General features: G+C 69.5%; 20 protein-coding genes and 1 riboswitch. Of the genes, 7 read left to right on the forward strand and 13 right to left on the reverse strand.

The features are described 5' to 3' along the window. Positions 1–3: 3 nt before the first annotated feature. From OHS81_RS13190 to OHS81_RS13200, 3 genes are read left to right on the forward strand one after another with little or no spacing between them, the layout of a single operon-like run. The gene (locus OHS81_RS13190) at positions 4–477 is read left to right on the forward strand and encodes a succinate dehydrogenase hydrophobic membrane anchor subunit (RefSeq protein WP_088799575.1); all 474 of its coding nucleotides are present in this window, start codon (positions 4–6) and stop codon (positions 475–477) included. A gap of 20 nt (positions 478–497) precedes the next feature. Then, positions 498–2,252 (forward strand): succinate dehydrogenase flavoprotein subunit, encoded by a 1,755-nt coding sequence (gene sdhA, locus OHS81_RS13195; RefSeq protein ID WP_328384970.1) that lies wholly within the window; start codon positions 498–500, stop codon positions 2,250–2,252. Next, entirely contained in the window at positions 2,252–3,025 is a 774-nt protein-coding gene (locus tag OHS81_RS13200) for a succinate dehydrogenase iron-sulfur subunit (RefSeq protein WP_328384971.1), read from the forward strand. The genes sdhA and OHS81_RS13200 overlap by 1 nt, the downstream gene beginning before the upstream one ends. A gap of 76 nt (positions 3,026–3,101) precedes the next feature. Here the strand turns inward: OHS81_RS13200 and OHS81_RS13205 are convergent, their stop codons facing one another. The 8 genes from OHS81_RS13205 to OHS81_RS13240 form a co-directional block, all read right to left on the reverse strand. Beyond that, positions 3,102–3,926 carry a hypothetical protein gene (locus OHS81_RS13205; RefSeq protein ID WP_328384972.1) on the reverse strand — a complete coding sequence of 275 codons (825 nt, stop codon included), beginning with the start codon at positions 3,924–3,926 and terminating at the stop codon, positions 3,102–3,104. A gap of 161 nt (positions 3,927–4,087) precedes the next feature. Continuing rightward, complete coding sequence (locus OHS81_RS13210) at positions 4,088–4,594, reverse strand: FBP domain-containing protein (protein ID WP_328384973.1); 507 nt, start codon at positions 4,592–4,594, stop codon at positions 4,088–4,090. A 247-nt stretch (positions 4,595–4,841) separates the two neighbouring features. Next, entirely contained in the window at positions 4,842–6,023 is a 1,182-nt protein-coding gene (locus tag OHS81_RS13215) for a S8 family peptidase (protein ID WP_328384974.1), read from the reverse strand. A 134-nt stretch (positions 6,024–6,157) separates the two neighbouring features. Continuing rightward, positions 6,158–7,348, reverse strand: coding sequence for a S8 family serine peptidase (locus OHS81_RS13220; protein WP_328384975.1), 1,191 nt, complete (start codon positions 7,346–7,348; stop codon positions 6,158–6,160). 116 nt (positions 7,349–7,464) lie between these two features. Beyond that, the gene (locus OHS81_RS13225; RefSeq protein ID WP_328384976.1) at positions 7,465–8,991 is read right to left on the reverse strand and encodes a WXG100 family type VII secretion target; all 1,527 of its coding nucleotides are present in this window, start codon (positions 8,989–8,991) and stop codon (positions 7,465–7,467) included. A 44-nt stretch (positions 8,992–9,035) separates the two neighbouring features. Continuing rightward, positions 9,036–9,353 carry a hypothetical protein gene (locus OHS81_RS13230; RefSeq protein ID WP_328384977.1) on the reverse strand — a complete coding sequence of 106 codons (318 nt, stop codon included), beginning with the start codon at positions 9,351–9,353 and terminating at the stop codon, positions 9,036–9,038. 197 nt (positions 9,354–9,550) lie between these two features. Further along, the gene (locus tag OHS81_RS13235) at positions 9,551–10,993 is read right to left on the reverse strand and encodes a metallophosphoesterase (RefSeq protein ID WP_328384978.1); all 1,443 of its coding nucleotides are present in this window, start codon (positions 10,991–10,993) and stop codon (positions 9,551–9,553) included. Positions 10,994–11,015: 22 nt separating this feature from the next. Next, on the reverse strand, positions 11,016–11,306 hold the full coding sequence (locus tag OHS81_RS13240; protein ID WP_328384979.1) for an SCO4848 family membrane protein: 291 nt from the start codon (positions 11,304–11,306) through the stop codon (positions 11,016–11,018). 10 nt (positions 11,307–11,316) lie between these two features. Between OHS81_RS13240 and OHS81_RS13245 the strand changes: the two genes are divergently transcribed. Further along, a complete protein-coding gene (locus OHS81_RS13245; RefSeq protein WP_328384980.1) occupies positions 11,317–12,771 on the forward strand; it encodes a D-alanyl-D-alanine carboxypeptidase family protein in 1,455 nt (484 codons plus the stop codon). A gap of 42 nt (positions 12,772–12,813) precedes the next feature. Here the strand turns inward: OHS81_RS13245 and OHS81_RS13250 are convergent, their stop codons facing one another. From OHS81_RS13250 to trpS, 3 genes are all read right to left on the reverse strand, one after another. Continuing rightward, a complete protein-coding gene (locus OHS81_RS13250) occupies positions 12,814–13,803 on the reverse strand; it encodes a YihY/virulence factor BrkB family protein (protein ID WP_328384981.1) in 990 nt (329 codons plus the stop codon). Between the two features lie 217 nt (positions 13,804–14,020). Then, positions 14,021–14,605, reverse strand: coding sequence for a 2'-5' RNA ligase family protein (locus OHS81_RS13255; RefSeq protein ID WP_328384982.1), 585 nt, complete (start codon positions 14,603–14,605; stop codon positions 14,021–14,023). A gap of 204 nt (positions 14,606–14,809) precedes the next feature. Beyond that, on the reverse strand, positions 14,810–15,820 hold the full coding sequence (gene trpS / locus OHS81_RS13260; RefSeq protein ID WP_328391125.1) for a tryptophan--tRNA ligase: 1,011 nt from the start codon (positions 15,818–15,820) through the stop codon (positions 14,810–14,812). Positions 15,821–16,140: 320 nt separating this feature from the next. Here trpS and OHS81_RS13265 point away from each other — a divergent pair, with 320 nt between their 5' ends. Then, complete coding sequence (locus OHS81_RS13265; protein WP_328384983.1) at positions 16,141–17,487, forward strand: cytochrome P450 family protein; 1,347 nt, start codon at positions 16,141–16,143, stop codon at positions 17,485–17,487. Between the two features lie 60 nt (positions 17,488–17,547). On the opposite strand, the gene glyA is transcribed toward OHS81_RS13265, so the two are convergent. Beyond that, positions 17,548–18,849 carry a serine hydroxymethyltransferase gene (gene glyA / locus OHS81_RS13270; protein ID WP_328391127.1) on the reverse strand — a complete coding sequence of 434 codons (1,302 nt, stop codon included), beginning with the start codon at positions 18,847–18,849 and terminating at the stop codon, positions 17,548–17,550. Positions 18,850–18,905: 56 nt separating this feature from the next. Continuing rightward, positions 18,906–18,997: riboswitch (ZMP/ZTP riboswitch) on the reverse strand. A gap of 199 nt (positions 18,998–19,196) precedes the next feature. Between glyA and rocD the strand changes: the two genes are divergently transcribed. After that, the gene (gene rocD / locus OHS81_RS13275; protein WP_328384984.1) at positions 19,197–20,402 is read left to right on the forward strand and encodes an ornithine--oxo-acid transaminase; all 1,206 of its coding nucleotides are present in this window, start codon (positions 19,197–19,199) and stop codon (positions 20,400–20,402) included. A gap of 40 nt (positions 20,403–20,442) precedes the next feature. Here rocD and OHS81_RS13280 read toward each other — a convergent pair whose 3' ends face one another. After that, positions 20,443–21,783: a tetratricopeptide repeat protein gene (locus tag OHS81_RS13280; protein WP_328384985.1), complete on the reverse strand. Its 1,341-nt coding sequence runs from the start codon at positions 21,781–21,783 to the stop codon at positions 20,443–20,445. Positions 21,784–21,945: 162 nt separating this feature from the next. On the opposite strand from OHS81_RS13280, the gene OHS81_RS13285 reads away from it, so the two are divergent. Beyond that, the gene (locus OHS81_RS13285) at positions 21,946–22,290 is read left to right on the forward strand and encodes a hypothetical protein (RefSeq protein WP_328384986.1); all 345 of its coding nucleotides are present in this window, start codon (positions 21,946–21,948) and stop codon (positions 22,288–22,290) included.

Genomic DNA, 22,290 nt, shown 5'->3' on the forward strand with positions numbered 1-22,290 from the left:
GAGATGTCTGCTGAAACCACCTCCGCAGAGGCGACCGACGGCGCCTCGCTCTACGACGTGGATCACCCGGCGCCGGTCATCGAGGCGCCGCGCAAGCGCACCAAGAAGACCGGGAGCGCTTCCCGCGGCAACTTCGAGATGCAGGCCTGGCTGTTCATGCGGCTGTCCGGCATCGTGCTGGTCGTCCTGGTGCTGGGCCACCTGCTGATCCAGCTGGTCCTCGACGGCGGCGTCTCCAAGATCGGCTTCGCGTTCGTGGCCGGCCGCTGGGCCTCGCCCTTCTGGCAGGTCTGGGACCTGCTGATGCTGTGGCTCGCCATGCTGCACGGCGCCAACGGCCTGCGTACGGTCATCAACGACTACGCGCAGCGGGACAACACCCGCTTCTGGCTGAAGATGCTGCTGTACACCGCGACGGTCTTCACCGTCCTTCTGGGCACGCTGGTGATCTTCACCTTCGACCCGAACATCTCCTGAAGCCGGGGCTGACTGGAACCATGCAGATCCACAAGTACGACACCGTCATCGTCGGCGCCGGTGGCGCGGGCATGCGCGCGGCCATCGAGTCGACCAAGCGCAGCCGCACCGCGGTCCTGACGAAGCTCTACCCGACCCGCTCCCACACCGGCGCCGCCCAGGGCGGTATGGCTGCCGCCCTCGCCAACGTCGAGGAAGACAACTGGGAGTGGCACACCTTCGACACGATCAAGGGCGGCGACTACCTGGTCGACCAGGACGCCGCCGAGATCCTGGCGAAGGAGGCCATCGACTCGGTCCTCGACCTGGAGAAGATGGGCCTGCCGTTCAACCGCACGCCGGACGGCACGATCGACCAGCGCCGCTTCGGCGGTCACTCCCGTAACCACGGTGAGGCCCCGGTCCGCCGGTCCTGCTACGCCTCGGACCGCACCGGCCACATGATCCTCCAGACGCTGTACCAAAACTGCGTCAAGGAGGGCGTGGAGTTCTTCAACGAGTTCTACGTGCTCGACCTGCTGCTCCAGGACGTCGACGGCGTCAAGAAGTCCGCGGGCGTCGTGGCGTACGAGCTGGCCACCGGCGAGATCCACGTCTTCCAGGCGAAGTCGATCATCTTCGCTTCCGGCGGCACCGGCAAGTTCTTCAAGGTGACCTCCAACGCCCACACCCTGACCGGTGACGGCCAGGCCGCGGCCTACCGCCGCGGGCTGCCGCTGGAGGACATGGAGTTCTTCCAGTTCCACCCGACGGGCATCTGGCGCATGGGCATCCTGCTGACGGAGGGCGCCCGTGGTGAGGGCGGCATCCTCCGCAACAAGGACGGCGAGCGCTTCATGGAGAAGTACGCGCCCGTCATGAAGGACCTCGCCTCGCGTGACGTCGTCTCGCGCTCCATCTACACGGAGATCCGCGAGGGCCGCGGCTGCGGTCCGGAGGGCGACCACGTCTTCCTGGACCTGACCCACCTGCCGCCGGAGCAGCTGGACGCCAAGCTCCCGGACATCACCGAGTTCGCGCGGACCTACCTCGGCATCGAGCCCTACACGGACCCGATCCCGATCCAGCCGACCGCGCACTACGCCATGGGCGGCATCCCGACCAACGTCGAGGGTGAGGTCCTGGCGGACAACACCACCGTCGTGCCGGGCCTGTACGCGGCCGGCGAGGTGGCCTGTGTCTCGGTCCACGGCGCCAACCGCCTGGGCACCAACTCGCTCCTGGACATCAACGTCTTCGGGCGCCGGGCCGGTATCGCGGCGGCGGAGTACTCGGCCACGGCCGACTTCGTCGAGCTCCCCGAGGACCCGGCGCAGCAGGTCATCGACCAGGTCGAGCGGCTGCGCAACGCCAACGGCACCGAGCGGGTCACCGAGATCCGCAAGGAGCTGCAGGAGTGCATGGACGCCAATGTGATGGTGTTCCGCACCGAGCAGACGATCAAGACCGCGGTCGAGAAGATCGGCGAGCTGCGCGAGCGCTACCTGAACGTGTCCGTCCAGGACAAGGGCAAGCGGTTCAACACCGACCTGCTGGAGGCCATCGAGCTGGGCAACCTGCTCGACCTGGCCGAGGTCATGGCGGTGTCGGCGCTGGCCCGCAAGGAGTCCCGCGGCGGTCACTACCGCGAGGACTTCCCCAACCGCGACGACGTCAACTTCATGCGGCACACCATGGCGTACCGCGAGGTGGGCGCAGACGGCGCAGAGTCGATCCGCCTCGACTACAAGCCGGTCGTGCAGACCCGCTACCAGCCGATGGAGCGTAAGTACTGATGAGCACCCCGACTCTCGACAAGCACTCCGCGGCACTGGACGCGGCCGAGGACGGCGCTTCGCACCTGATCACGGTCACCTTCCGGATCCGCCGGTTCAACCCGGAGGTCTCGGAGGACGCCGGCTGGGAAGACTTCCAGCTGGAGATCGACCCCAAGGAGCGCGTCCTGGACGCCCTCCACAAGATCAAGTGGGAGCTCGACGGGACGCTGACCTTCCGTCGTTCCTGCGCCCACGGCATCTGCGGCTCGGACGCCATGCGCATCAACGGCCGCAACCGCCTCGCCTGCAAGACGCTGATCAAGGACATCAACCCGGAGAAGCCGATCACGGTCGAGGCCATCAAGGGCCTCACGGTGATGAAGGACCTTGTCGTCGACATGGAGCCCTTCTTCCAGGCGTACCGGGACGTGATGCCCTTCCTCATCACGACCGGCAACGAGCCGACCCGTGAGCGGCGCCAGTCCGCCGAGGACCGCGAGCGCTTCGACGACACCACCAAGTGCATCCTGTGCGCCGCCTGCACGTCCTCGTGCCCGGTGTTCTGGAACGACGGCCAGTACTTCGGCCCGGCGGCGATCGTCAACGCGCACCGCTTCATCTTCGACTCGCGTGACGAGGGCGGCGAGCAGCGGCTCGAAATCCTCAACGACAAGGACGGCGTCTGGCGCTGCCGGACGACCTTCAACTGCACGGACGCCTGCCCGCGCGGTATCGAGGTCACCAAGGCCATCCAGGAAGTCAAGCGCGCGCTGATCACCCGTCGCTTCTGACGGGCAGCGGGGAACCGCTGAGCGCTCAGCGCCTGGCGGGAGACCGCTCAGCGCCTGGCGGGAGACCGCTCAGCGCTCAGCGCCTGGCGGCGGTCCGGGTTCCGACCACCCGGCCGCCGAACAGCGCCGGTACGTCCCGAAGGGCCTCGCCTCCGTATCCCCGGGGGCGGGGCCCTTCGGCCTGTCCGTCCGCCGTCTCCCGTACCGGCGCCGGGTACACGAGCACCGGCGGCAGCGCCTCGTCCACCAGCGCCAGCGGGTGGTCACAGCAGAAGTACGAGGGGACGAAGACCAGGCCCCGCCCCCGCAGGTGCAGCTCCCGCTCCACCGGATAGCCGACCTCCAGCACCGGCGGCCGCCAGCGCATCGGCGCCCCGAACGTCCGCAGCATCGCCTCCACCCCGGACTGCACCCGCACCTGCTTGCGCACCTCCCGGTCCGCGCCGACCCGTTCGGCGATCCGCGGCCAGGCCGGCGCCACCGCCAGATGGTGGTACGTCCGCAGGCTGCGCGCGAGCTGCCGCAGTGCGGCCGGCTCCCCCTCGCCGATGCCGCGCGCCCATCCCGGCAGCGCCCGGTGCCCCGACAGCCGGGTCAGCTCGGTCCGCAGCCGCCGGCGCGGCGTGCTCATCACGGCCTCCAGACCGGACTCGATCCCGTACTGGGACGCGGCCGGCGTGAGGAAGTCCGGGAAGTACCCGAAGGGCGGGACCAGCGCGAACAGCGTCCGCAGCGGCCCCGGCCCGTGCCGTACGGCGTGCTGCCGCCAGGCCGCCAGCGCCGGATCGGTCCGGTCCTCCCGCAGGCTGTGCAGGCTCAGCACCGTCTCCCAGAGCGGGTCGGCACCGTCGGCCACTCGCGTACGCACCAGATCCTGCGCGGTGAAGTGCACTCGCAGCACATCGCCCCCCTGCCTCTGCGCCGCTCCCCTCACGGCGTGGACACGAGGATCTGTCCGACGGGTGGATTGCCGCAACCGAAACCCACGGGTAGCATCCCGGCGGCCGTCGAAACGCTGCAACTCAACTACTGTCGTGTCGAGTTGAGCTGTGGAGCTGTCCCCTATCGCTCGCCCTCAAGGACCTTGTCCAGGAAGGCGTCCAGGTTCCGTACGGTACGGGCGATCCGCTCCTCCAGCGGCAGCGTCTCCTCATGCCGCCCGGCGAGCTGGGACCGTTTGCGCCCCCGGACGTAGAGGGAGCAGGCAAGGTCGGCGCAGAGATACGTCCCGACGGTGTTGCCCTGCCGCCCCAGAGGACCGGCCCGGCGCGCGGCCAGCAGGCTGACGCCGGACCCCGGATGCCCGGTCACACAGACCGAGCACACCGTCGTCTTCGTAAAACTCCGCCGCACGCCCTGCGGCACCCGCAGCGTCACGCCGATGATCCCGTCGCCCCGCGGCGCGACCAGATAGCTCCGGTCCGGCGCCCCCGGATCACGCCATCCCAGGAAGTCCAGGTCACCCCAGGGGACTTCGGCCAGCCCGGCCGGCAGATGGATCCTGCTCGCCTCACCCTTAGAGCAGTTGACGAACGAGGCACGTATTGCTTTTTCACCTACGGGGTCCATGACCTGGGAAGCTAACAGGGCGCCCGGGGTGGCGTCGTCCGAATTTCCCCGGTCCCGCGTGGTCGATATCCGCGCCGCCCTGAGCTCGGCGGCCGCCTGCGTTCGGCGGCCTCCCTCGTTCGGCGCCAACGCGCATTCAGCGGCCGCCTGGGTTCGTCGCCAACCCGCATTCGGCGGCTGCCTGCGTTCGGCTGCTGCCCGCGTTCGACCGCCGCGGCGGCGCACCCCGGCGGTTGCGGCGGGCGCCTCAGCCCCAGCTCTGGCCGCCGGCGTTCTTGCGGCGACGGGTTGCCACGACGATGGCGACGACGCCACCGACGACCACCAGAACACCGAGGCCGACGCCGCCGTAGAGCAGGGCCCGGTTCAACGCCGCCTTGCCGCCCATCGGCGGGTCGGGGTCGGGCGCACCCACGTCCAACTGCGAGGACGCCTTGCCCTTCGGCATCGGCAGCGGGCCCTCCTTGGAGCCCTCGGGGATGTCCTTCCGCAGGGCGGGGCCGGGCTGGATGAAGCCGTAGCCGTAGTGCGCGTCCGGGAGCTTGAGGCCCTTCTGGTCCTTGGGCAGGCCGGCCGTCTTCACCAGCCGGTTGGCGATCTGGCCGGGAGTGAGGTCGGGGTACTTCTCCTTGAGGAGGGCGGCTGCGGCGGAAACGTAGGCGGTGGAACCCGAGTTGCCGTTCTCGGTGTGGTAGCTCGCGTCGCTCCTGCCCGTCGCGGCGGGGATCGCCACCCCGGGCGCGAGCAAGTCCATGTCGGAGTTGTAGTTGTTGAACTCGGCTGACTTGCCGTATTGGTCGACCGCACCGACACCCATCACACCTGGGCAGCCCACCGGATAGCTCTTCTCGGTCGCAGCGTCGTTACCCATACCGGCCACCACCACGGCGCCCTTTGAAATTGCGTAGTGGATGGATTCGCAGGTGTCAGCCGAACGACCCTCGCTATAGGACATATTGATGACATCGGCACCGTGGTCCACGGCCCAGCGCGTGGCCATCCCAGTGTTCTTGTACTCCGGCACCGGAAGGATCTTGGCTTCGGGCGCCAGCCCCTTGACGCCTTCAGAGCCCCCCGGGCCATGGCCGTGACCCGCGATGATCGCCGCCATGCCGGTACCGTGGTCGAGGACGTACTCCCCCGGCTTGAGGTTTTTGGCCCCCTCCGCCTGAGTCGCCTTCCCGAAATACGGCTCGGGAAGGAACTGCCCCTTCACATCTTGATGGGTCTCCCGAAAGCCCGTGTCGAGCACAGCCACCGTCACGCCCTTGCCGGTGGCGTCCTTCCACAGCTGCCCGGCCCCGAACGCCTCCAACGGCCACAGATCCTTGCGCGTTTGGTCTGCGGAGGCGGTACCGCCCGCGGTGATGAGCAGCGCGCTGGTCAGCACGGCACCCACCGTCGCACGCAGTGTTCGGGGGACCCTCATGCTTGGCTCCTTGTCGCTGTGCTGTCCGGGCGGCAGGGTTCCATCGGGGTCATGGTGCCGCCCGGACATGTGCCAGCGCCGCCCGGGGTCCGTTGAGCTCCTTTACACAGCCCTCAAAGGATTCGAGGATTGCCTCAGTAGCCCCAGCTCTGACTGCTGGCGCTCTTGCGGCGACGGGACACCACAATGGCGACGACGGCCCCGATGACGGCCAGCGCGCCGGCACCGATGCCACCGAAGATCAGGAGCTTGTCGCCACTGCCCATGGGCGCATTCGGGTTCGGTCCGTTTTCCACGCCGGCGGTGACGGGCGTCTTGGATGCCTTTCCCTTCGGCATGGGCAGGGGGCCCTGCGCGGAGCCCGCGGGGATGTTCTCGTTCAGGGCCGCCTCGGGAACGATGTAGCCATACCCGTAATGATCATCAGGAAGCTTGAGGTGCTTCTTTTTTACGGAAGGGGTCAGACTGGCCGTCTTCACAAGGCGGTTGGCGATTTGCCCCGGAGTGAGGTCGGGGTACTTTTCGCGGAGCAGGGCTACTGCGGCGGTGACGTAGGCGGTGGCAACGGAAGTACCCTCACTCTTGGTATAGCGAGAATCGCTCTTCCCGCTAAGGACCGGAACATCCACACCGGGCGCAAGGAGATCGACAGCAGAGTTGTAGTTACTCATCGACCAGACCTTCCCGTACTCATCAACGGCGCCGACGCCGATCGCACCGGGGCAGGCAGCCGGCAAGTGCTTCTCCGACGTCCCATCGTTGCCGACACCCGCCACCACCACGACGCCCTTTTCCACTGCGTAATGGATTGATTCACACACGTCTGGCGTATTGGGGTCCGCCCCGAAAGACATATTGATGACGTCGGCGCCGTGATCCACCGCATAGCGAGTTGCGCTCGGGCCCATCTTGTCCGCTGTCAAGGGCAAAATCTTCGCCCCGGGCGCCAGCCCCTTCATACCTGCAGAGCCACCCGGGCCATGCCCATGCCCGGCGATGAGACCGGCCATTCCGGTACCGTGATCACGACGGTCTTCGCCCGGCTTCAGATACGGACCGGCGTCACTCGACGAGTTGGGAAAGTCCTTGCCCGGGAGGAACTGGCCCGTGAGGTCCTGATGGGTGGTACGGAACGCCTTCTCAATGACAGCCACAGTGACACCCTTGCCAGTGGCCTTCTTCCAGATGTCCTGGGCGCCGAAGGCGGTCAACGGCCACTGAGCGTCCCTGTTTTGGTCCGCTACCGCCGAGCCGCCCGTGGCCAGAAACAGCGCTCCGGTCAGCGCAGCACCGATGGTCGCGCGCAGAGTTCGTGTGACCCTCATGCCTTGCTCCTCATTGCTTCCGTTCCGGGCGGATGATGACCGCCTGACGAGGTGCTCCGTTACGAGGACGCACGGAGCACCCCCTCACACCGACGGCGTCGTCGGCGTCCGTCGTCCTACTCGATGACTCGCGGCGCCACATTACGTTGCGGAGTCCACGTCTCTTCGTCCTCGATCAGGTAATCGGGGCGCTGCTTGGTGGTGCGCTCCTTCTCCCCCTTGCCGTTCCCCTTGGCTCCAGGGGCGCCTGCCATGCCCTGGCCGGCCTTCGTGCCCCCACGGCTGCGGTGCAGCCCGGAGCCGCCCTGCTTGGCGCCACCCGTGGGCGTGCCCGGCTTACCGGCCATACCGCCACGGGTACGGGCCTGCGCACCGCTGCGCCCAGCAGCACCACCGCGGCCGGCGCCGCCTCCGGCTCCGCCACCCATGCCGCCGCCGGGCATGCCCGCACGCCCCGCTCCGGATCCACCGGGCATACCCGCACGGCTCGCTCCGGATCCACCGGGCATACCCGCACGGCTCGCTCCGGATCGGCCACCCATGGCACCGCCGCGGCTACCGCCGACGGGCCCCACGGAACCGCCGCCCTTGCCAGGCAGAACGGGCATCATTCCGCCGGGCATGCCCGTCGAACCGCCGCCACCTCCACCGACACTGTGGCCTCCACCGCCGATGGGAGGGCCGCCGGGGGTAACCGGGTTGGCCGGCGTCAAGGTGCCGTTGTGCAGGCCATCGAGGCCCGTCCGCACGGGAGGAGACGACGGGCTGATGTGCCCCTTACCTGGATCGAACGGCGCGCTCGGGCCGCTCGGCGCGTGCGGGGAAAGTTTGGACGGCTTAACGCGCGGGCCGCCGGGAGTCGGCATATTGACGGGCGCCGGGTGCGCAGGCTCCCTCGGCTCGGTGGGCCAGTCATGGCCGGATCCGGGCGGGGGGCCTTCGCCGGAAAAATTCGGAGGGTGTGCCCGGTAGTTGTTCGCCAGCTCTTCCATGACGATGACCGCTTCGACCTGACGCTCTTTACTCAGGGAGAGACTGTCCCGGTTGAGCTCAAGCGCCATCTTGGCGTCCATCTTCGGGTTGGCCATGTCCTTATGGAACTGAGCGTCATCGCCGTCTTTGCCGTTGGTGTCGAAGAAGCCCTCGACGTCTCCGGCATCCTCGATCTTCGACATGGCCGTCTTGGCTTCACGCAGGCTGTGCGAAATGCTGCCCTTCGCCCCAGACCCGCGGCTTCCGATGAGGGAAGTCTCAACATTCCGCGCGTGGCCGTAGGTCCGGTCGATCCTGGACAGAACCTTTTGCGATTCTCGCCGGAAGGCATCCGCCGCGGCGCCGTGCCAGTGCGCCGAGGCATGGTCGACAGCGTCCATGAACGCCTTACGAACGCCGCCGCGTCCGTCTTCACCTGCAAGGAGGTCAGCCGACGCGCGCCAGTGATCGCCTGCACTCTCAATAGCGTCCGGGTTGGAATTCTTGACCATTGCCCGGAGCGCGTCGAGCCCGTGGTGATGGAAGTCTGAGTTGGACTTCGGAATAACCTTGTGCGAACCGAACTCTTCTTTGATCTGCTCTTTTCGGTTCTTTTCCTTGATCGTCTTCGCGTACTCTTCGTTGCCGGAAGTCGTGGGCGTGTCTGACATGGCCTCCCCCTGATCGTCAGCCTGGCGTTCGTTCTACTGTGGACCTAGCCGCTTTGCCGCATGGACGCCTTGGTCTCCTGCTCCTGGTCCTCGTACGCGCCCCGGCTGCGCTCGGTCTTGTCCCCGAACTCAGTGATGAGTTTGTGGAGCGCAGTGATCACCTGGGACATGTACTCCTGCATCTTGTCGTGCGACGCAGAAATCTCTTCGGCTTCGTTGAAGCTGGAGCCGAACGCCGACTTCGGGATGTGGGTGCTGTACTTCATCTTCTGACTGGGCTCGTCCATGTCGCCGCGCAGCTGCTTGAGTTTGCGCACGACACTGTCGAGCTCGTCGAGGTCGACCCTGAACTGCTCACCCACTGGTTCCACTCCCCCGTTGGCCCATCTCACAGGCCGACGAAGCCTGCAGTATGGGCAGCGTAAAGACTGACAAGACTAGGGAGTTGACGGCCTTCACTGCAAGATCGAATGTCGGAATGTGTACGATTTATTGCACGATGCGACCGAAGTTTGTCGACGGGTTGTTACCTGCGTAGCGCAACTCGTCCGGGGCCCAGTCACGCCCGCAGGGACGCGAGTTCGACGACCGTGACATCCGGTGGTGCCCCCACCCGGACCGGTGGTCCCCAGGCACCCGCGCCGCGGGTGACGTAGAGCTGGGTGTCACCGTAGCGCTCCAGGCCGGCGACGGTGGGGTTGGTGGCGGCGGCGACGTAGGTGAAGGGCCACATCTGGCCGCCGTGGGTGTGGCCGGAGAGCTGGAGGTCCACGCCGAACCGCACGGTGTCGTGGATGGTGACCGGCTGGTGGGCCATCAGGACGACGGCGCGGGAGGGATCTTGTCCGCTCAGGGCCAGGTCGTAGTCCGGGCCCGCGTGTTCGGTCCGGCCCGCGAGGTCGTTGACGCCTGCGAGATCGAAACCGGGCAATTCCGTACGTGCATTTTCCAGCGGATGTACGCCCAATTCACGTACGTGGTCGACCCATTGGGCGGCGCCCGAGTAATACTCGTGGTTTCCCGTGACGAAATATGCGCCGAATCGAGAGCGCAGGCCGCGCAGCGGTTCGGCGGCCGGGGCCAGGTCCGCGACGCTGCCGTCGACCAGGTCGCCGACGATGGCCACCAGGTCGGGGTCGGTGCGGTTGATGACCTCGACGATCCGTCGGGTGTGGGCGCGGCCGAGGATCGGGCCCAGGTGGATGTCGCTGACGACGGCGATCCGGAAACCGTGGGCGGCGCGGGGCAGTTTGGCCAGGGGGATGGTGACGCGCTTGATGGCCGGGCCGCGGAGGGTGGTCACGGTGCCGTAGCCGACGGCGGCCGTGGCGGCGAGGGTGGCACCGGCGGCGACCGCCCGGGCGAGGAAGAGCCGGCGGGGCGACACGGCGAGCGGCGGCAGGGCGGGGGTGCCGGGCGGCAGGAGCGTCGGCGCGGAGGAAGGGGAGGGAGAGGGGGAGGGAGAGGGGGAGGGGGAGGGCAAGGGGGACGGAGAGACATCCGATGGCGTCTCTGCGTCTGGCGATGTCCCGACATCTGGCGGAGTCCCGGCGTCTGGCGGAGTCCTTTCACCCGGCGGGGCCCCGGCGCCCGGCAGCATCCCGGCGTTCGGCGATGCCCCAAAGCCCGACGCCATCCCATCGCCCGACGCCATCGCACCCCCCGCCCCCGTCCCCCCGCCCGCCTCCTCCTCGCCGAGTACCCGGAGCCCCGCCGCCCGGACCGCCTCCCCCACCAGCAGGGCCAGTGTGAGATAGAGCACCATCGCCAGCCAGAGGAAGCCGGGCCAGGCGAGTGCCTGCTGGAGGGGGAAGGGGGCGCCGGCGCGGCCGGCCAGCAGGGCGGCGAGGGCGGTCAGGGGGAGGACGAAGGCTGCGGCGGTGCCCGCTCGGCGGGGGCGGCTGTGCGGTGTGGTGGTGTCGCGGACGAGCCGGCACCACAGGTAGCGGTGCACGCCGTAGAGCAGTCCGAGGACCGGGATCACGATCAGGGCGAAGATCACGGCGGCTGCCCGTTGCCGTGGGTCAGGAGGCGGACGAGGAGGGGGCGGCGGGCTGGTCGGACGTGCCCTGTGCGGCCTCGCGGCGCAGGGCCCGTACGCCGCGGAACCCGATCACGCCGATCGCCGTCCCCAAGAGAAAGGAAGCCACCGCGAGCAGCAGATGCACCCAGAAGTAGGCCGTCGGGTCACCCGCGGCGTCGAAGGCGAGACCGCTCCCGTCCTTCCAGAGGTTTTTGACGAAAGTGATCCAGATGAACCAGCTCCACACCCCGAAGGCGAGCAGGAACCAGGACACGGGGCGAGAGAGCTTCATACATCCCAGTATGGGCAGCGGCTCCATCCGGCGGTCGGCAGGGGCACTCTTCCGTGGGGTGCTGTCGGCGCCCCGGGCAAAGGCGGGTACGTTCACCGACGTGCCGACGACCTTCTGTGCCTCCACGGCTTCCCCGGCTTCCCCGGCTTCCCCGGCCGCCACCGATCCGACCGCCCCGTCCGCATCGCCTGCCCCGGCCGCATCAGCCGCTCCGACCGCATCGGCTGCCCTCGCCGCGGCCGGCACCGCCGGTCGCGCGGTGCGCAACGGCTTCCCCCTGCGCACCGCCGCCGCGCTGGCCGCCTCCGGACTGCTGGCCTCCCCGCTGCTGGCCGGCACCGCACACGCCGATCCCAAGGCCCCCGCGCCGCCGTCGACGATGTCGCAGATCGGCGGGGGCCGGCTGGGCACACCCGGCGTCCAGGTGGCGCTGAAGCCCGGCGCCCCGAAGCTGCCGGGCCCGGACACCCTGACGGCCCGCTCGTGGATCGTCTCCGACGCCGCGTCCGGCAAGGTGCTGGCCGCCAAGAACCCGCACTGGCGGCTCGCTCCCGCCAGCACGCTGAAGATGCTGTTCGCCGACACGGTGATGCCGAAGTTCCCCAAGAACCAGAAGCACACGGTCAAGCCCGCCGACCTGGCCGGGATGGGCGCCGGCAGCAGCCTCGTCGGGATAAAGGAGAACCTGAGCTATACGGTCCACGACCTGTGGCTGGGCGTCTTCCTGCGGTCCGGCAACGACGCGGTGCACACGCTCTCCGCGATGAACGGCGGCACGAAGGCCACCGTCGCGCAGATGCAGCAGCGTGCGAAGGACCTCAACGCCAACGACACGCATGTGGTGACCCCGGACGGCTATGACGCGCCGGGCCAGGTCTCCAGCGCGTACGACCTGAGCCTGTTCGCCCGGGAGGGGCTGCGGAACGCCGACTTCCGCGAGTACTGCTCGACGGCCAGTGCGCAGTTCCCCGGTGACGAGGGCAAGGGCGGCAAGCGGGCGACGTTCGGCATCCAGAACACCAACCGGCTGCTCAGCGGCGATTACGACATCAAGCCGTACCCCGGTATCGCGGGGGTGAAGAACGGCTCCACCACCAACGCGGGGTCGACCTTCACCGGCGTCGCCCATCGTGGCGACCGCAAGCTCCTCGTCACGGTCATGAACCCGGAGAAGAAGGAGCACAACGAGGCCTACAAGGAGGCCGCCAAGCTGCTCGACTGGGGCTTTGTGGCGGCGGACAAGGTGGACCCGGTCGGGCGGCTCGTCGGCCCCAGGAGCGAGGACGACGGCACCGGCGCCGTGAAGGCCAAGGGCAAGGGGAAGGGCGCGCACGAGAGCACCCAGGCCGCGCTGAACGGCGCCGGCGGTGCGAACGGCGCGTGGACCGCGGTGGGCATCGGCAGTGGTGTGCTGGCGCTGCTGGGCATCGTGGCGTTCGCCGTGCACCGGCGCGGGCGCGAGTGACCTGCGCGGGTGCGGAGGGAGGGCGGATGACGCGGATGATCGTCAGGCCGCCCGTGGGCGCTCCTGTCCCTCCGGCCGCGCCCGCCCCGCCGGCCCCTCCGGCGCCTCCCGCCGCTCGGGTCCGTCCGGCCTGCCCGGCTCCTCCGGCCCGTCCGGCATCTTGAGGTCTTCGTCCCCCGCGCGCCGCTCCCCCTCCGTGGCCGTCCAAGAAGCGCAGTACACCAGCAGCTTCGCGGTGAAGTTGATCCACAGCAGCAGCGCGACCGGGGTGCCGAAGGCGCCGTACATGCTCCGGGAGGCGACGCCCTGGAGATAGCCGCTGAGCAGCAGCTTCAGCAGTTCGAAGCCGATCGCGCCGAGGAGGCCGGCGACCACTACGGCGCGGCGCGGCGGATGGACGCCGGGGAGCCTGGTCAGTATGTAGGCCAGCAGCAGGAAGTCCGCGAGGACGGCGATGACGAAGCCGGCGGCCGAGAGCAGGACGCTGCCGATGCCGCCCTCCGTCAGGCCGATCGCGTCGGCCACCCTGCCCACCGCGGCGGACGCGAAGGTCGAGCAGGCGAGGGAGAGCACGGCGACGCCGCCGACCCCGAGCAGCAGGACGCCGTCCCGGAGCTTGCCGACGAAGAAGTTGGTCTTCTCGGTGTCCTTCTCCCATACGGCACGCAGGCAGTCGCGCAGCGACTCGACCCAGCCGATGCCGGTGAGCAGCAGCGCGGCACCGGCGACCAGGCCGATGGTGGCGGCGTGGTCGACGAGTGCGGCGATGTCGAGCTGTCCCGAGATGCCGGGCAGCTGCTCGGCGATCTTGCCCTCCAGCGTGTGCAGCCGGTCGTCGCTGAGCAGTGCGGCACCGATCGCGGCGGCGACGGTGAGCAGCGGGAAGAGTGCGACGAAGCTGGTGAAGGTGATCGCTGCGGCGAGCCGGGTCCAGTGCACCCGGAGCATCCGCTCGTAGGCACGCCAGAGGTGGGTGGTCATCAGCCAGGTGACGGCCGGTCCGATCACCGGCAGTTTGCTCAACCAGTCCATGGCGTTCCCCTCGTGCGGTCCCAGGCGTCCGTTGCCCTGGTGACCTTCTGCCCGCCGGTCTGTGCAGGATGTCAGGCACGCGCCCGGGGCGATCGGAAGGACGCGCCCTGACCTCCGGGTATCCCGGCAGCCGGACACTCGGCAGGGGAGCAGGGGCGGCGGCGCGGCAGACGCCGCGGGCGACGGGGACGACCGTTCCGGCGGCGGACCGCCGCAGTCAGCAGGAGGCCGCCGGCGGCCGGGAGAGATCGGCGGCCTGGCGCGGGACGGCGGCCGTCTGCGGCCCGAAGGGGTACTCCCGCTCCAGCCGCCACACCGCGTCCGGGCCCTGCTCGTAGAGCGCGAAGCCACCGATCGTCCAGGTGGCGCAGAAGTCCCTGAGCCCGGCCTGGGCGCGGTCCATGGCCGCTTCGTCGATGCCGTGGGCGACGGTCACATGCGGGTGGTACGGGAACTGCAGCTCGCGTGCGCAGGGGCCGGACGCGGCGCGGATCCGGGCCTGGAGGGCGGTGCAGCCCGTCACGCCCTCGGTGACCTTGACGTAGACGACCGGGGAGAGCGGCCGGAAGGTCCCGGTGCCTTCCAGGCGCAGCGGGAAGGGGCGGCAGCCGGCCGCGACCTCGGCGAGGTGGCGTTCGATGCCGGGCAGCGCGTCGGCGCTGACCTCCGTCGGCGGGAGGAGGGTGATGTGCGTGGGGATGCCGGGTGCGGCCAGGTCCCCGAAGCCCGCGCGCTTCCTCTGGAGGAAGCTGCCGTACGGCTCCGGGACCGCGATCGAAACGCCCAGCGTTACGGTCCCCACTGCGTTCTCCCTCCTGACGTGTGTGCGGCGCGCTCGCGCACCCTCTTAGTGTGCCGGGTGCGCGCCCTTCGCGGGGAGCGTCCTCGGCCGTCTTGTGCGCAGGCACAGGAGCCCCCACGGGTGGGGGCCCCGGGTCCGGTGCGGTCCGCGCGGCCGGTTGCGGCCCGCCGTGCGGACGCTCCCGGCCGTGCGCGGACGGTGCCGTCAGTGCTTGGCCGGCAGCAATCCGAGCCGGTCATAGGTGGTGGCGAGGGTCTCGGCGGCCACCGCACGAGCCTTCTCCGCACCCTTGGCCAGGATCGAGTCCAGCGTCTCGGGGTCGTCCAGATATTCCTGCGTACGGTCCCGGAACGGTGTGACGAATTCGACCATCACCTCGGCGAGATCGGTCTTGAGAGCGCCGTACATCTTGCCCTCGTACTTCTGCTCCAGCTCCGGGATCGTGGTGCCGGTGAGGGTGGAGTAGATGGTGAGGAGATTGGAGACACCGGGCTTGTTCTCCGCGTCGTAGCGGATCACGGTGTCGGTGTCGGTGACGGCGCTCTTGACCTTCTTCGCGGAGACCTTCGGCTCGTCGAGGAGGTTGATCAGGCCCTTGGCGCTGGCGGCCGACTTGCTCATCTTGGCCGACGGGTCCTGGAGGTCGTAGATCTTGGCCGTCTCCTTGAGGATGTACGGCGCCGGGATCGTGAACGTCTCGCCGTAGCGGCCGTTGAAGCGCTCGGCGAGATCGCGGGTCAGCTCGATGTGCTGGCGCTGGTCCTCGCCGACCGGGACCTGGTGGGCCTGGTAGAGCAGGATGTCGGCGATCTGCAGGATCGGGTACGTGAACAGGCCGACGGAGGTGCGGTCGGCGCCCTGCTTGGCGGCCTTGTCCTTGAACTGCGTCATCCGCGAGGCCTCGCCGAAGCCGGTGAGGCAGTTCATCACCCAGCCGAGCTGGGCGTGTTCGGGCACATGGCTCTGGACGAAAAGCGTGCAGCGCTCCGGGTCGAGGCCGGCGGCCAGCAGCTGGGCCGCCGCGATCCGGGTGTTGCGGCGCAGCTCGGCCGGGTCCTGCGGGACGGTGATCGCATGCAGGTCGACCACCATGTAGAAGGCGTCGTGGGACTCCTGCAGCGCCACCCACTGGCGCACGGCACCGAGGTAGTTGCCGAGGTGGAAGGAGCCGGCGGTGGGCTGGATACCGGAGAGCACACGCGGAGAACTCTGCATGGCGGAGCCATTCCCCTGAGGGTGGTCGTGGGCGACGGTCGGGCGATCGAGAGCCATGCCACCGATTGTCTCAGGTCCGCAAGGGGGGACCGGCGCAAGGTGGCGGGAGGTGGTGCGGGCCGCCGCCGGGGCGGAGGCGGCCTGTTCGGAGCGGCCGGGAGCTGGAATCGTGGCCCGGGGCTCCGTGCTCCGCGTCCCGTGCCCCGTGCTCCGTGCTCCGTGCTCCGCGCTCCGCGCTCCGTGCACCGCCCCGGGTCCCTCCCGGCTCTCCGTCCCGTACCTCCGCCCCGGATCTCCGACCCGATCTGCGAGGACCGCCGATGACCGACGCCCGTCCCGCACCGCCGGCCGGCACCCCCCGTCCCGTGTCCCCGGCCGGTACCCACAGGCCCGCGTCCCCGGCCGGCGCCCACCCTCCCGCGTCCCCGGCCGGCGCCACCCCTCCCCCATGCTCCGACGGGGCGCCGCATCCGCTCGCCCCCGGTGGCGCCGGCCGGGCCGCGGCCGATGCGCTGCTGCGGGCGGCCGGAGCGGTGGTCCCCGTCCTGCTGCCCGGGGAGGTGCCCGCCGTAGCCGTCACCCGCCACGAGGTGCTGCGCGAGGTCCTTGGGCACCCCGAAGTCGCCAAGAACGCCTGCCACTTCACCGCCCTGCACGACGGCACCGTGCCGCCCGGCTGGCCGCTGACCACCTTCGCCACCGTCGACGGGATGACCACGGCCGACGGGGCCGATCACCGGCGGCTGCGCGGTCTGGTGACCAAGGTGTTCACCGCGCGGCGGGTGGCGGCGCTGCGGCCCCGGGTGGTGGAGCTGACAGCCGGTCTGCTGGACGGGCTGCCGGGCGCCGCCGCGGCCGATGGCACGGTGGATCTGCGCCGGCACTTCGCCTATCCCCTGCCGATGAGCGTGATCTGTGAACTGCTGGGCGTGGACGTCGCGTTGCGCGACCGGCTGCACGAGCTGTCGAACCTGATCGTCAGCACGGCGGACGGGGCGCAGGCCGCCCACCGCGAGATCATCGCCATCCTCACCCGGGTCGCCGAGGCCCGGCGGGCGGACCCGGGCGACGATCTGACCAGCGCGCTGCTCGCCGCCCAGGAGGAGGACGGCGACCGGCTGAGCGCCCGGGAACTGGTCGGCACCCTGCTGCTGATGATCATTGCCGGGCACGAGACCACGCTCAACCTGATCACCAATGCGGTGCGGGCCCTGTGCACCGACCGCGGGCAGCTGGAGCTGGTGCGAGGCGGGCGGGCCACCTGGGACGACGTGGTCGAGGAGACGCTGCGCTACGACAGTCCGGTCGCCCACTTCCCGTTCCGTTACCCGGTGCGGGACCTGGAGATCGGCGGCACGGTCGTCCCCCGCGGCACGCCGATGCTGGCCTCCTACTCCGCGGCCGGCCGGGACCCGGACGCCTACGGCCCGGACGCGGACCGGTTCGACGTCACCCGGCGGCCCGCCGCCCGGCACCTCTCCTTCGGCCACGGGCCGCACTACTGTCTGGGCGCGCCGCTGGCCCGGCTGGAGGCGACCGTCGCGCTGGAGGCACTGTTCACCCGTTATCCGGCGCTGGACCTCGCCGTCCCGGACGCGGAGCTGCCGCCGCACCCGAGCTTCGTCGGCAACAGCACCCACGTCCTGCCGGTCCGGCTCACCGGCTGATTCACCGGCAGCCGGTGAGCCGCCGTACCGCGGGCCCCGGGCCCTCGCGCGCCCCCGCCCTCAGGCCGTCGCGAGCCCCGGCGCCGGGTAGGCCGCCATGAGCTCCGCGACCTCCGTACGGATCACCGCCAGCGCCTCCTCGTCGCCGTTCGCCGCGGCCTGGACGCTGCGGTCGATCCACTCGGCGACCAGCGGCATTCGGTCCGTACCCAGCCCGCGGGAGGTGAGGGACGGGGTGCCGATGCGGATGCCGGAGGGGTCGAAGGGCTTGCGGGGGTCGAAGGGGACGGTGTTGTAGTTGACGACGATGCCGGCCCGGTCCAGCGCCTTCGCGGCGACCTTGCCCGGCACGTCCTTCGAGGTGAGGTCGATGAGCACCAGGTGGTTGTCGGTGCCGCCGGAGACCAGGTCGTAGCCGCGGGCCAGCAGCGCCTCGGCGAGCGCCTGGGCATTGGCGACGACGGCACGGGCGTAGTCACGGAAGGACGGGGCGGCCGCCTCGCGCAGGGCGACCGCGATGGCGGCGGTGGTGTGGTTGTGCGGACCGCCCTGCAGACCGGGGAAGACGGCCTTGTCGACCGCCTTGGCATGGCTCGCCCGGGACATCAGCATGGCGCCGCGCGGGCCGCGCAGGGTCTTGTGGGTGGTGGTGGAGATGACGTCCGCGTGCGGTACGGGCGAGGGGTGGGCGCCGCCCGCGATCAGGCCGGCGATATGGGCGATATCGGCGACGAGGACGGCGTCGACCTCCCGGGCGATCTCCCCGAACGCGGCGAAGTCGATGGTGCGCGGGACGGCGGTACCGCCACAGAAGATGATCTTCGGGCGTTCCTTGCGGGCGAGGTCGCGCACCTCGTCGAAGTCGATGAGCGCGGTGTCGGGGCGTACGCCGTACTGGACGCCGCGGAACCAGGTGCCGGTGGCCGACACTCCCCAGCCGTGCGTGAGGTGGCCGCCCATCGGCAGCGCCATGCCCAGCACGGTGTCGCCGGGCTCGGCGAAGGCGAGGTAGGCGGCGAGGTTGGCGGGCGAGCCGGAGTACGGCTGGACGTTGGCGTGTTCCACGCCGAAGACGGCCTTGGCCCGCTCGACGGCCAGCGTCTCGACACGGTCGATGTTCTGCTGGCCTTCGTAGTAGCGACGGCCCGCGTACCCCTCGCTGTACTTGTTCTGCAGGACGGTGCCGGTGGCTTCCAGGACGGCGGCGGAGACGTAGTTCTCGCTGGGGATCAGCCGCAGCGTGTCGGCCTGCAGCTGCTCCTCGGCGCCGACCAGCGCGGCCAGTTCGGGGTCGGCGGCGCTCAGCGCGGGATGCGGAAGGGACTGCGGAGTGAGGGACTGCGGGGTGCGGGGCTGTGACATGGGGGCCTGCGACATGGCGTCCTCCGGGGCGGTCGATCGGTGATCCGGTCGTGGTCCCGGGGTGCCCAGGCGGGGCGGCACCTCGTGATGGTGGCCGCACACCGCTTCCTCGAGGTTGTTTCCCCGTACGCCAGTCGCGGTGCGCACCCAGAGTCTAAGCCCCCTGGGGCATCCCTCAGGGAATCCCCAGGGGTCCCCCGGAGTGTCCCCCAGGGGATTCCCCAAGGCATACCCCGAGGCCCCTGACCGGCGAATCTTCACGGGCCCGTCGCTCCTGGCCGGCGCAACAATGGAAGGGGACGCGGCAGCGCCCGCGCCCCGCACGGTTCTACCGAACGGAGTCACCGGTGACATCCACGGAACGCAGCATCGCCGCCGCCGAGGCCCACAGCGCGCACAACTACCATCCGCTGCCCGTCGTCGTGGCCACCGCCGAGGGCGCCTGGGTGACGGATGTGGCGGGCCGGCGCTACCTGGACATGCTCGCCGGGTACTCCGCGCTGAACTTCGGGCACGGCAACCGCCGGCTGCTCGACGCGGCCAAGGCCCAGCTGGAACGGGTCACGCTCACCTCCCGCGCCTTCCATCACGACCGGTTCGGCGACTTCTGTACGCAGCTGGCCGCGCTGTGCGGGATGGAGCTGGTGCTCCCGATGAACACCGGCGCCGAGGCGGTCGAGACGGCGGTGAAGACGGCCCGTAAGTGGGGCTACCAGGTCAAGGGCGTCCCGGACGGCCGGGCGAAGATCATCGTCGCGGACCACAACTTCCACGGCCGGACGACCACCCTCGTCTCCTTCTCCACCGACCCCGAGGCACGCGCCGGCTTCGGCCCGTACACCCCCGGCTTCGAGATCGTCCCGTACGGCGACCTGGCCGCGATGGAGGCCGCCCTCGACGACCACACGGTCGCGGTGCTGCTGGAGCCGATCCAGGGCGAGGCGGGGGTACTGGTCCCGCCGCCGGGCTATCTGGCGGGCGTACGGGAGCTGACCCGCAGCCGGAACGTGCTGTTCATCGCCGATGAGATCCAGTCGGGGCTGGGCCGCACCGGCCGGACCTTCGCCTGTGAGCACGAGGGCGTGGTCCCCGACATGTATGTGCTGGGCAAGGCGCTGGGCGGCGGTGTGGTGCCGGTGTCGGCGGTGGTGTCCTCCCGTGAGGTGCTGGGCGTGTTCGCACCCGGCGAGCACGGCTCGACGTTCGGCGGGAACCCGCTCGCCTGCGCGGTGGCGCTGGAGGTCCTGGCCATGCTGCGGACCGGTGAGTTCCAGCAGCGGGCCACGGAGCTCGGCGAGCATCTGCACAGCGAGCTGGGGTTGCTGGTGGGCGGCGGCGCGGTGGACGCGGTGCGTGGCCGCGGACTGTGGGCCGGAGTGGACATCAACCCGTCGCGCGGCACCGGACGGGAGGTCTCCGAACGGCTGATGGCGCGCGGGGTGCTGGCCAAGGACACCCATGGCGCCACCCTCCGGCTCGCCCCGCCGCTGGTGATCAGCAAGGAGGACCTGGACTGGGGGCTGGACCAGCTGCGCGGTGTGCTGGAGGGATGAGACGAGGGCCGGATACGGGCTTCCCTCGTGTGCCGTCCTCCTATGCGAGGAGCGAGGCCGGAGTGACGAGCCGGGCACGTTCGTGGAGTTCCCGGGCGGCGGGGGTCTTGAGGTGGGGGCGGATCAGTTGGACCATTTTCCCCATGCGCCGGTCGACCCTCCCGCTTTGCACCAGGGGATATTCGTCCAGCGCTTCATTCCATGTCGCACAAGCCGCTTCCAGGTGCCCCACCTCAAGCTGGAACTCGGCGAGTGTGGCACGTTCCTTCACCCGGGACCGGCGATAGATGTCGTAGCACAACCTGTCCGATTCCCGCATCGCCGCAACGGCTCCGGGAAGGTCTCCCAGCTCGTGGCGAACGTGGCTGACGTGGTAGTGCAGAGCTGAGGGATCATAGGATCCAAAGGCTTTCGCTCGCGCCTCGGCCTTTTCCATGGCAATTTCGGCCTCTTTGAGATGCGCCAGTGCCTTGTGGCGATCTCCTGTTTGCGCAGCGGCGTGTGCCTGCTGACCCGCAAGGAAGGCGTGCATACGCGGGCCCGCTTGCGGAGAGGCGGCGGCAGCAGCGTCGGCCAGTCGCATGGCTTCACGGCCGTGCCCCAGGTCAACTGCCTGCACACTCATACCCCGCAGTGTCGTGCAATACGTGAGGTGGTCCTCAGAGGCGCCTGCCAGCTCCAATGCCTTCAGGTAATACCTCTGCCCCAGCCCCTCCACCCCCTCATCCACAGCCATGTATCCGGTGAGATAGCACAGGTCGGCGGCTGCCGACAGCATTGCCTTGCGTACCGATTCTTGCGCATCAGCCCGTAGATATGGAGCCACCGTGTTGACGAGAAATGCCGCAGCCATGGGGCGGGCGTGGCGTCCACCGAATTGGTCGTCGAGTTCCGAGATCCGTTCGGTCATGGCGGTGACCGTGTCAACTTCCGGCATGCCAATGCGCCAAGTCCGGCCAGTTCGAACAGCTTCCATTCGCCCCACCACATCCGGCCAATTGGGCACGGCCAGCGCAACGGAGAAGAGACTCATACCGAGGATGCTGCGGCGTGAGGGATCCATATCTCCCCTACCGAGATCGACCAGCCCTTCCACCGTGCTCGGAGTGGCCGCCGAGCTACCGGCAGGGGGCGGGAATCCGGCCTCGGCATGCGTGACCGGACGTCCCAGCTTCCGCGCCAGGGCCTCCACGATCAGCGGTCTGGCCTGCTCCTTCGGCAGGTGCCCCTGACACCACTGATGAGCCGACGGCTCGCGGTACTTGAGCGGGGTTCCTCGCTCGGTGCCGATGCGGTTCACGGCCTGGACGAACTGCCGCAGCGTCCAGCCGGTCTGCCGGTAGAGCCGTTCAAGGTGCCGGTTCGGTTCCCGAGTGCCCACTAGCCCTCAACTCCCCGATGTGCGCGAGCGCTTAAAGCTCTTAAAAGCCGCTTCCACTGCCACCGTACCGCTGGGCGTAGCGGACCGGTTGCCCAGAGCGAGGAAGGCCCTCCTCGCGAGACAGAGAGGACCCCCGCGACCGTGGTGGAACGGCCCGGGGGCGTGGCCCTCAACTACAAGAGAGTTGACGACATGCCCAACGCTGCAGCGAGGGTCTTCGTCCGGCTGCTGCCATGGACCAGCGCGGAGGGGAAACCGTGCTTCCTGGCAGGTGACGGGACCGGATATGTCTCCCGCGTCGCCGACCGGATCGAGGAAGAGCAGCTCAGCTCGGCCGACGATCTCATCGACGAAGCCCGCCGCATGCTTGCCGGACGGGCGTGGACGCCCGGAGAACTGCACCTGTTGGCCGTTGAATTGACCGCAAGCCTTGCCGATGTGCGCCGGGTGGCCGAGAGCCGGGGCGGACGCTTGACCGCCTTCGGGCCGGCATCGGTCAATGCGTAG

Origin of the sequence: Streptomyces sp. NBC_00400 (assembly GCF_036048035.1) — a bacterium.
GTDB lineage: Bacteria > Actinomycetota > Actinomycetes > Streptomycetales > Streptomycetaceae > Streptomyces.

Excerpts from the sequence above, each read along its gene's own strand:
- OHS81_RS13265 (WP_328384983.1), top strand. The coding sequence starts at position 16,141 with ATGACCGACGCCCGTCCCGCACCGCCGGCCGGCACCCCCCGTCCCGTG.
- OHS81_RS13245 (WP_328384980.1), top strand. The coding sequence starts at position 11,317 with ATGGGCAGCGGCTCCATCCGGCGGTCGGCAGGGGCACTCTTCCGTGGG.
- OHS81_RS13225 (WP_328384976.1), bottom strand. The coding sequence starts at position 8,991 with ATGTCAGACACGCCCACGACTTCCGGCAACGAAGAGTACGCGAAGACG.
- OHS81_RS13200 (WP_328384971.1), top strand. The coding sequence starts at position 2,252 with ATGAGCACCCCGACTCTCGACAAGCACTCCGCGGCACTGGACGCGGCC.
- OHS81_RS13190 (WP_088799575.1), top strand. The coding sequence starts at position 4 with ATGTCTGCTGAAACCACCTCCGCAGAGGCGACCGACGGCGCCTCGCTC.
- glyA (WP_328391127.1), bottom strand. The coding sequence starts at position 18,849 with ATGTCACAGCCCCGCACCCCGCAGTCCCTCACTCCGCAGTCCCTTCCG.
- OHS81_RS13220 (WP_328384975.1), bottom strand. The coding sequence starts at position 7,348 with ATGAGGGTCACACGAACTCTGCGCGCGACCATCGGTGCTGCGCTGACC.
- OHS81_RS13250 (WP_328384981.1), bottom strand. The coding sequence starts at position 13,803 with ATGGACTGGTTGAGCAAACTGCCGGTGATCGGACCGGCCGTCACCTGG.
- OHS81_RS13215 (WP_328384974.1), bottom strand. The coding sequence starts at position 6,023 with ATGAGGGTCCCCCGAACACTGCGTGCGACGGTGGGTGCCGTGCTGACC.
- OHS81_RS13210 (WP_328384973.1), bottom strand. The coding sequence starts at position 4,594 with ATGGACCCCGTAGGTGAAAAAGCAATACGTGCCTCGTTCGTCAACTGC.
- trpS (WP_328391125.1), bottom strand. The coding sequence starts at position 15,820 with ATGCAGAGTTCTCCGCGTGTGCTCTCCGGTATCCAGCCCACCGCCGGC.
- sdhA (WP_328384970.1), top strand. The coding sequence starts at position 498 with ATGCAGATCCACAAGTACGACACCGTCATCGTCGGCGCCGGTGGCGCG.
- OHS81_RS13240 (WP_328384979.1), bottom strand. The coding sequence starts at position 11,306 with ATGAAGCTCTCTCGCCCCGTGTCCTGGTTCCTGCTCGCCTTCGGGGTG.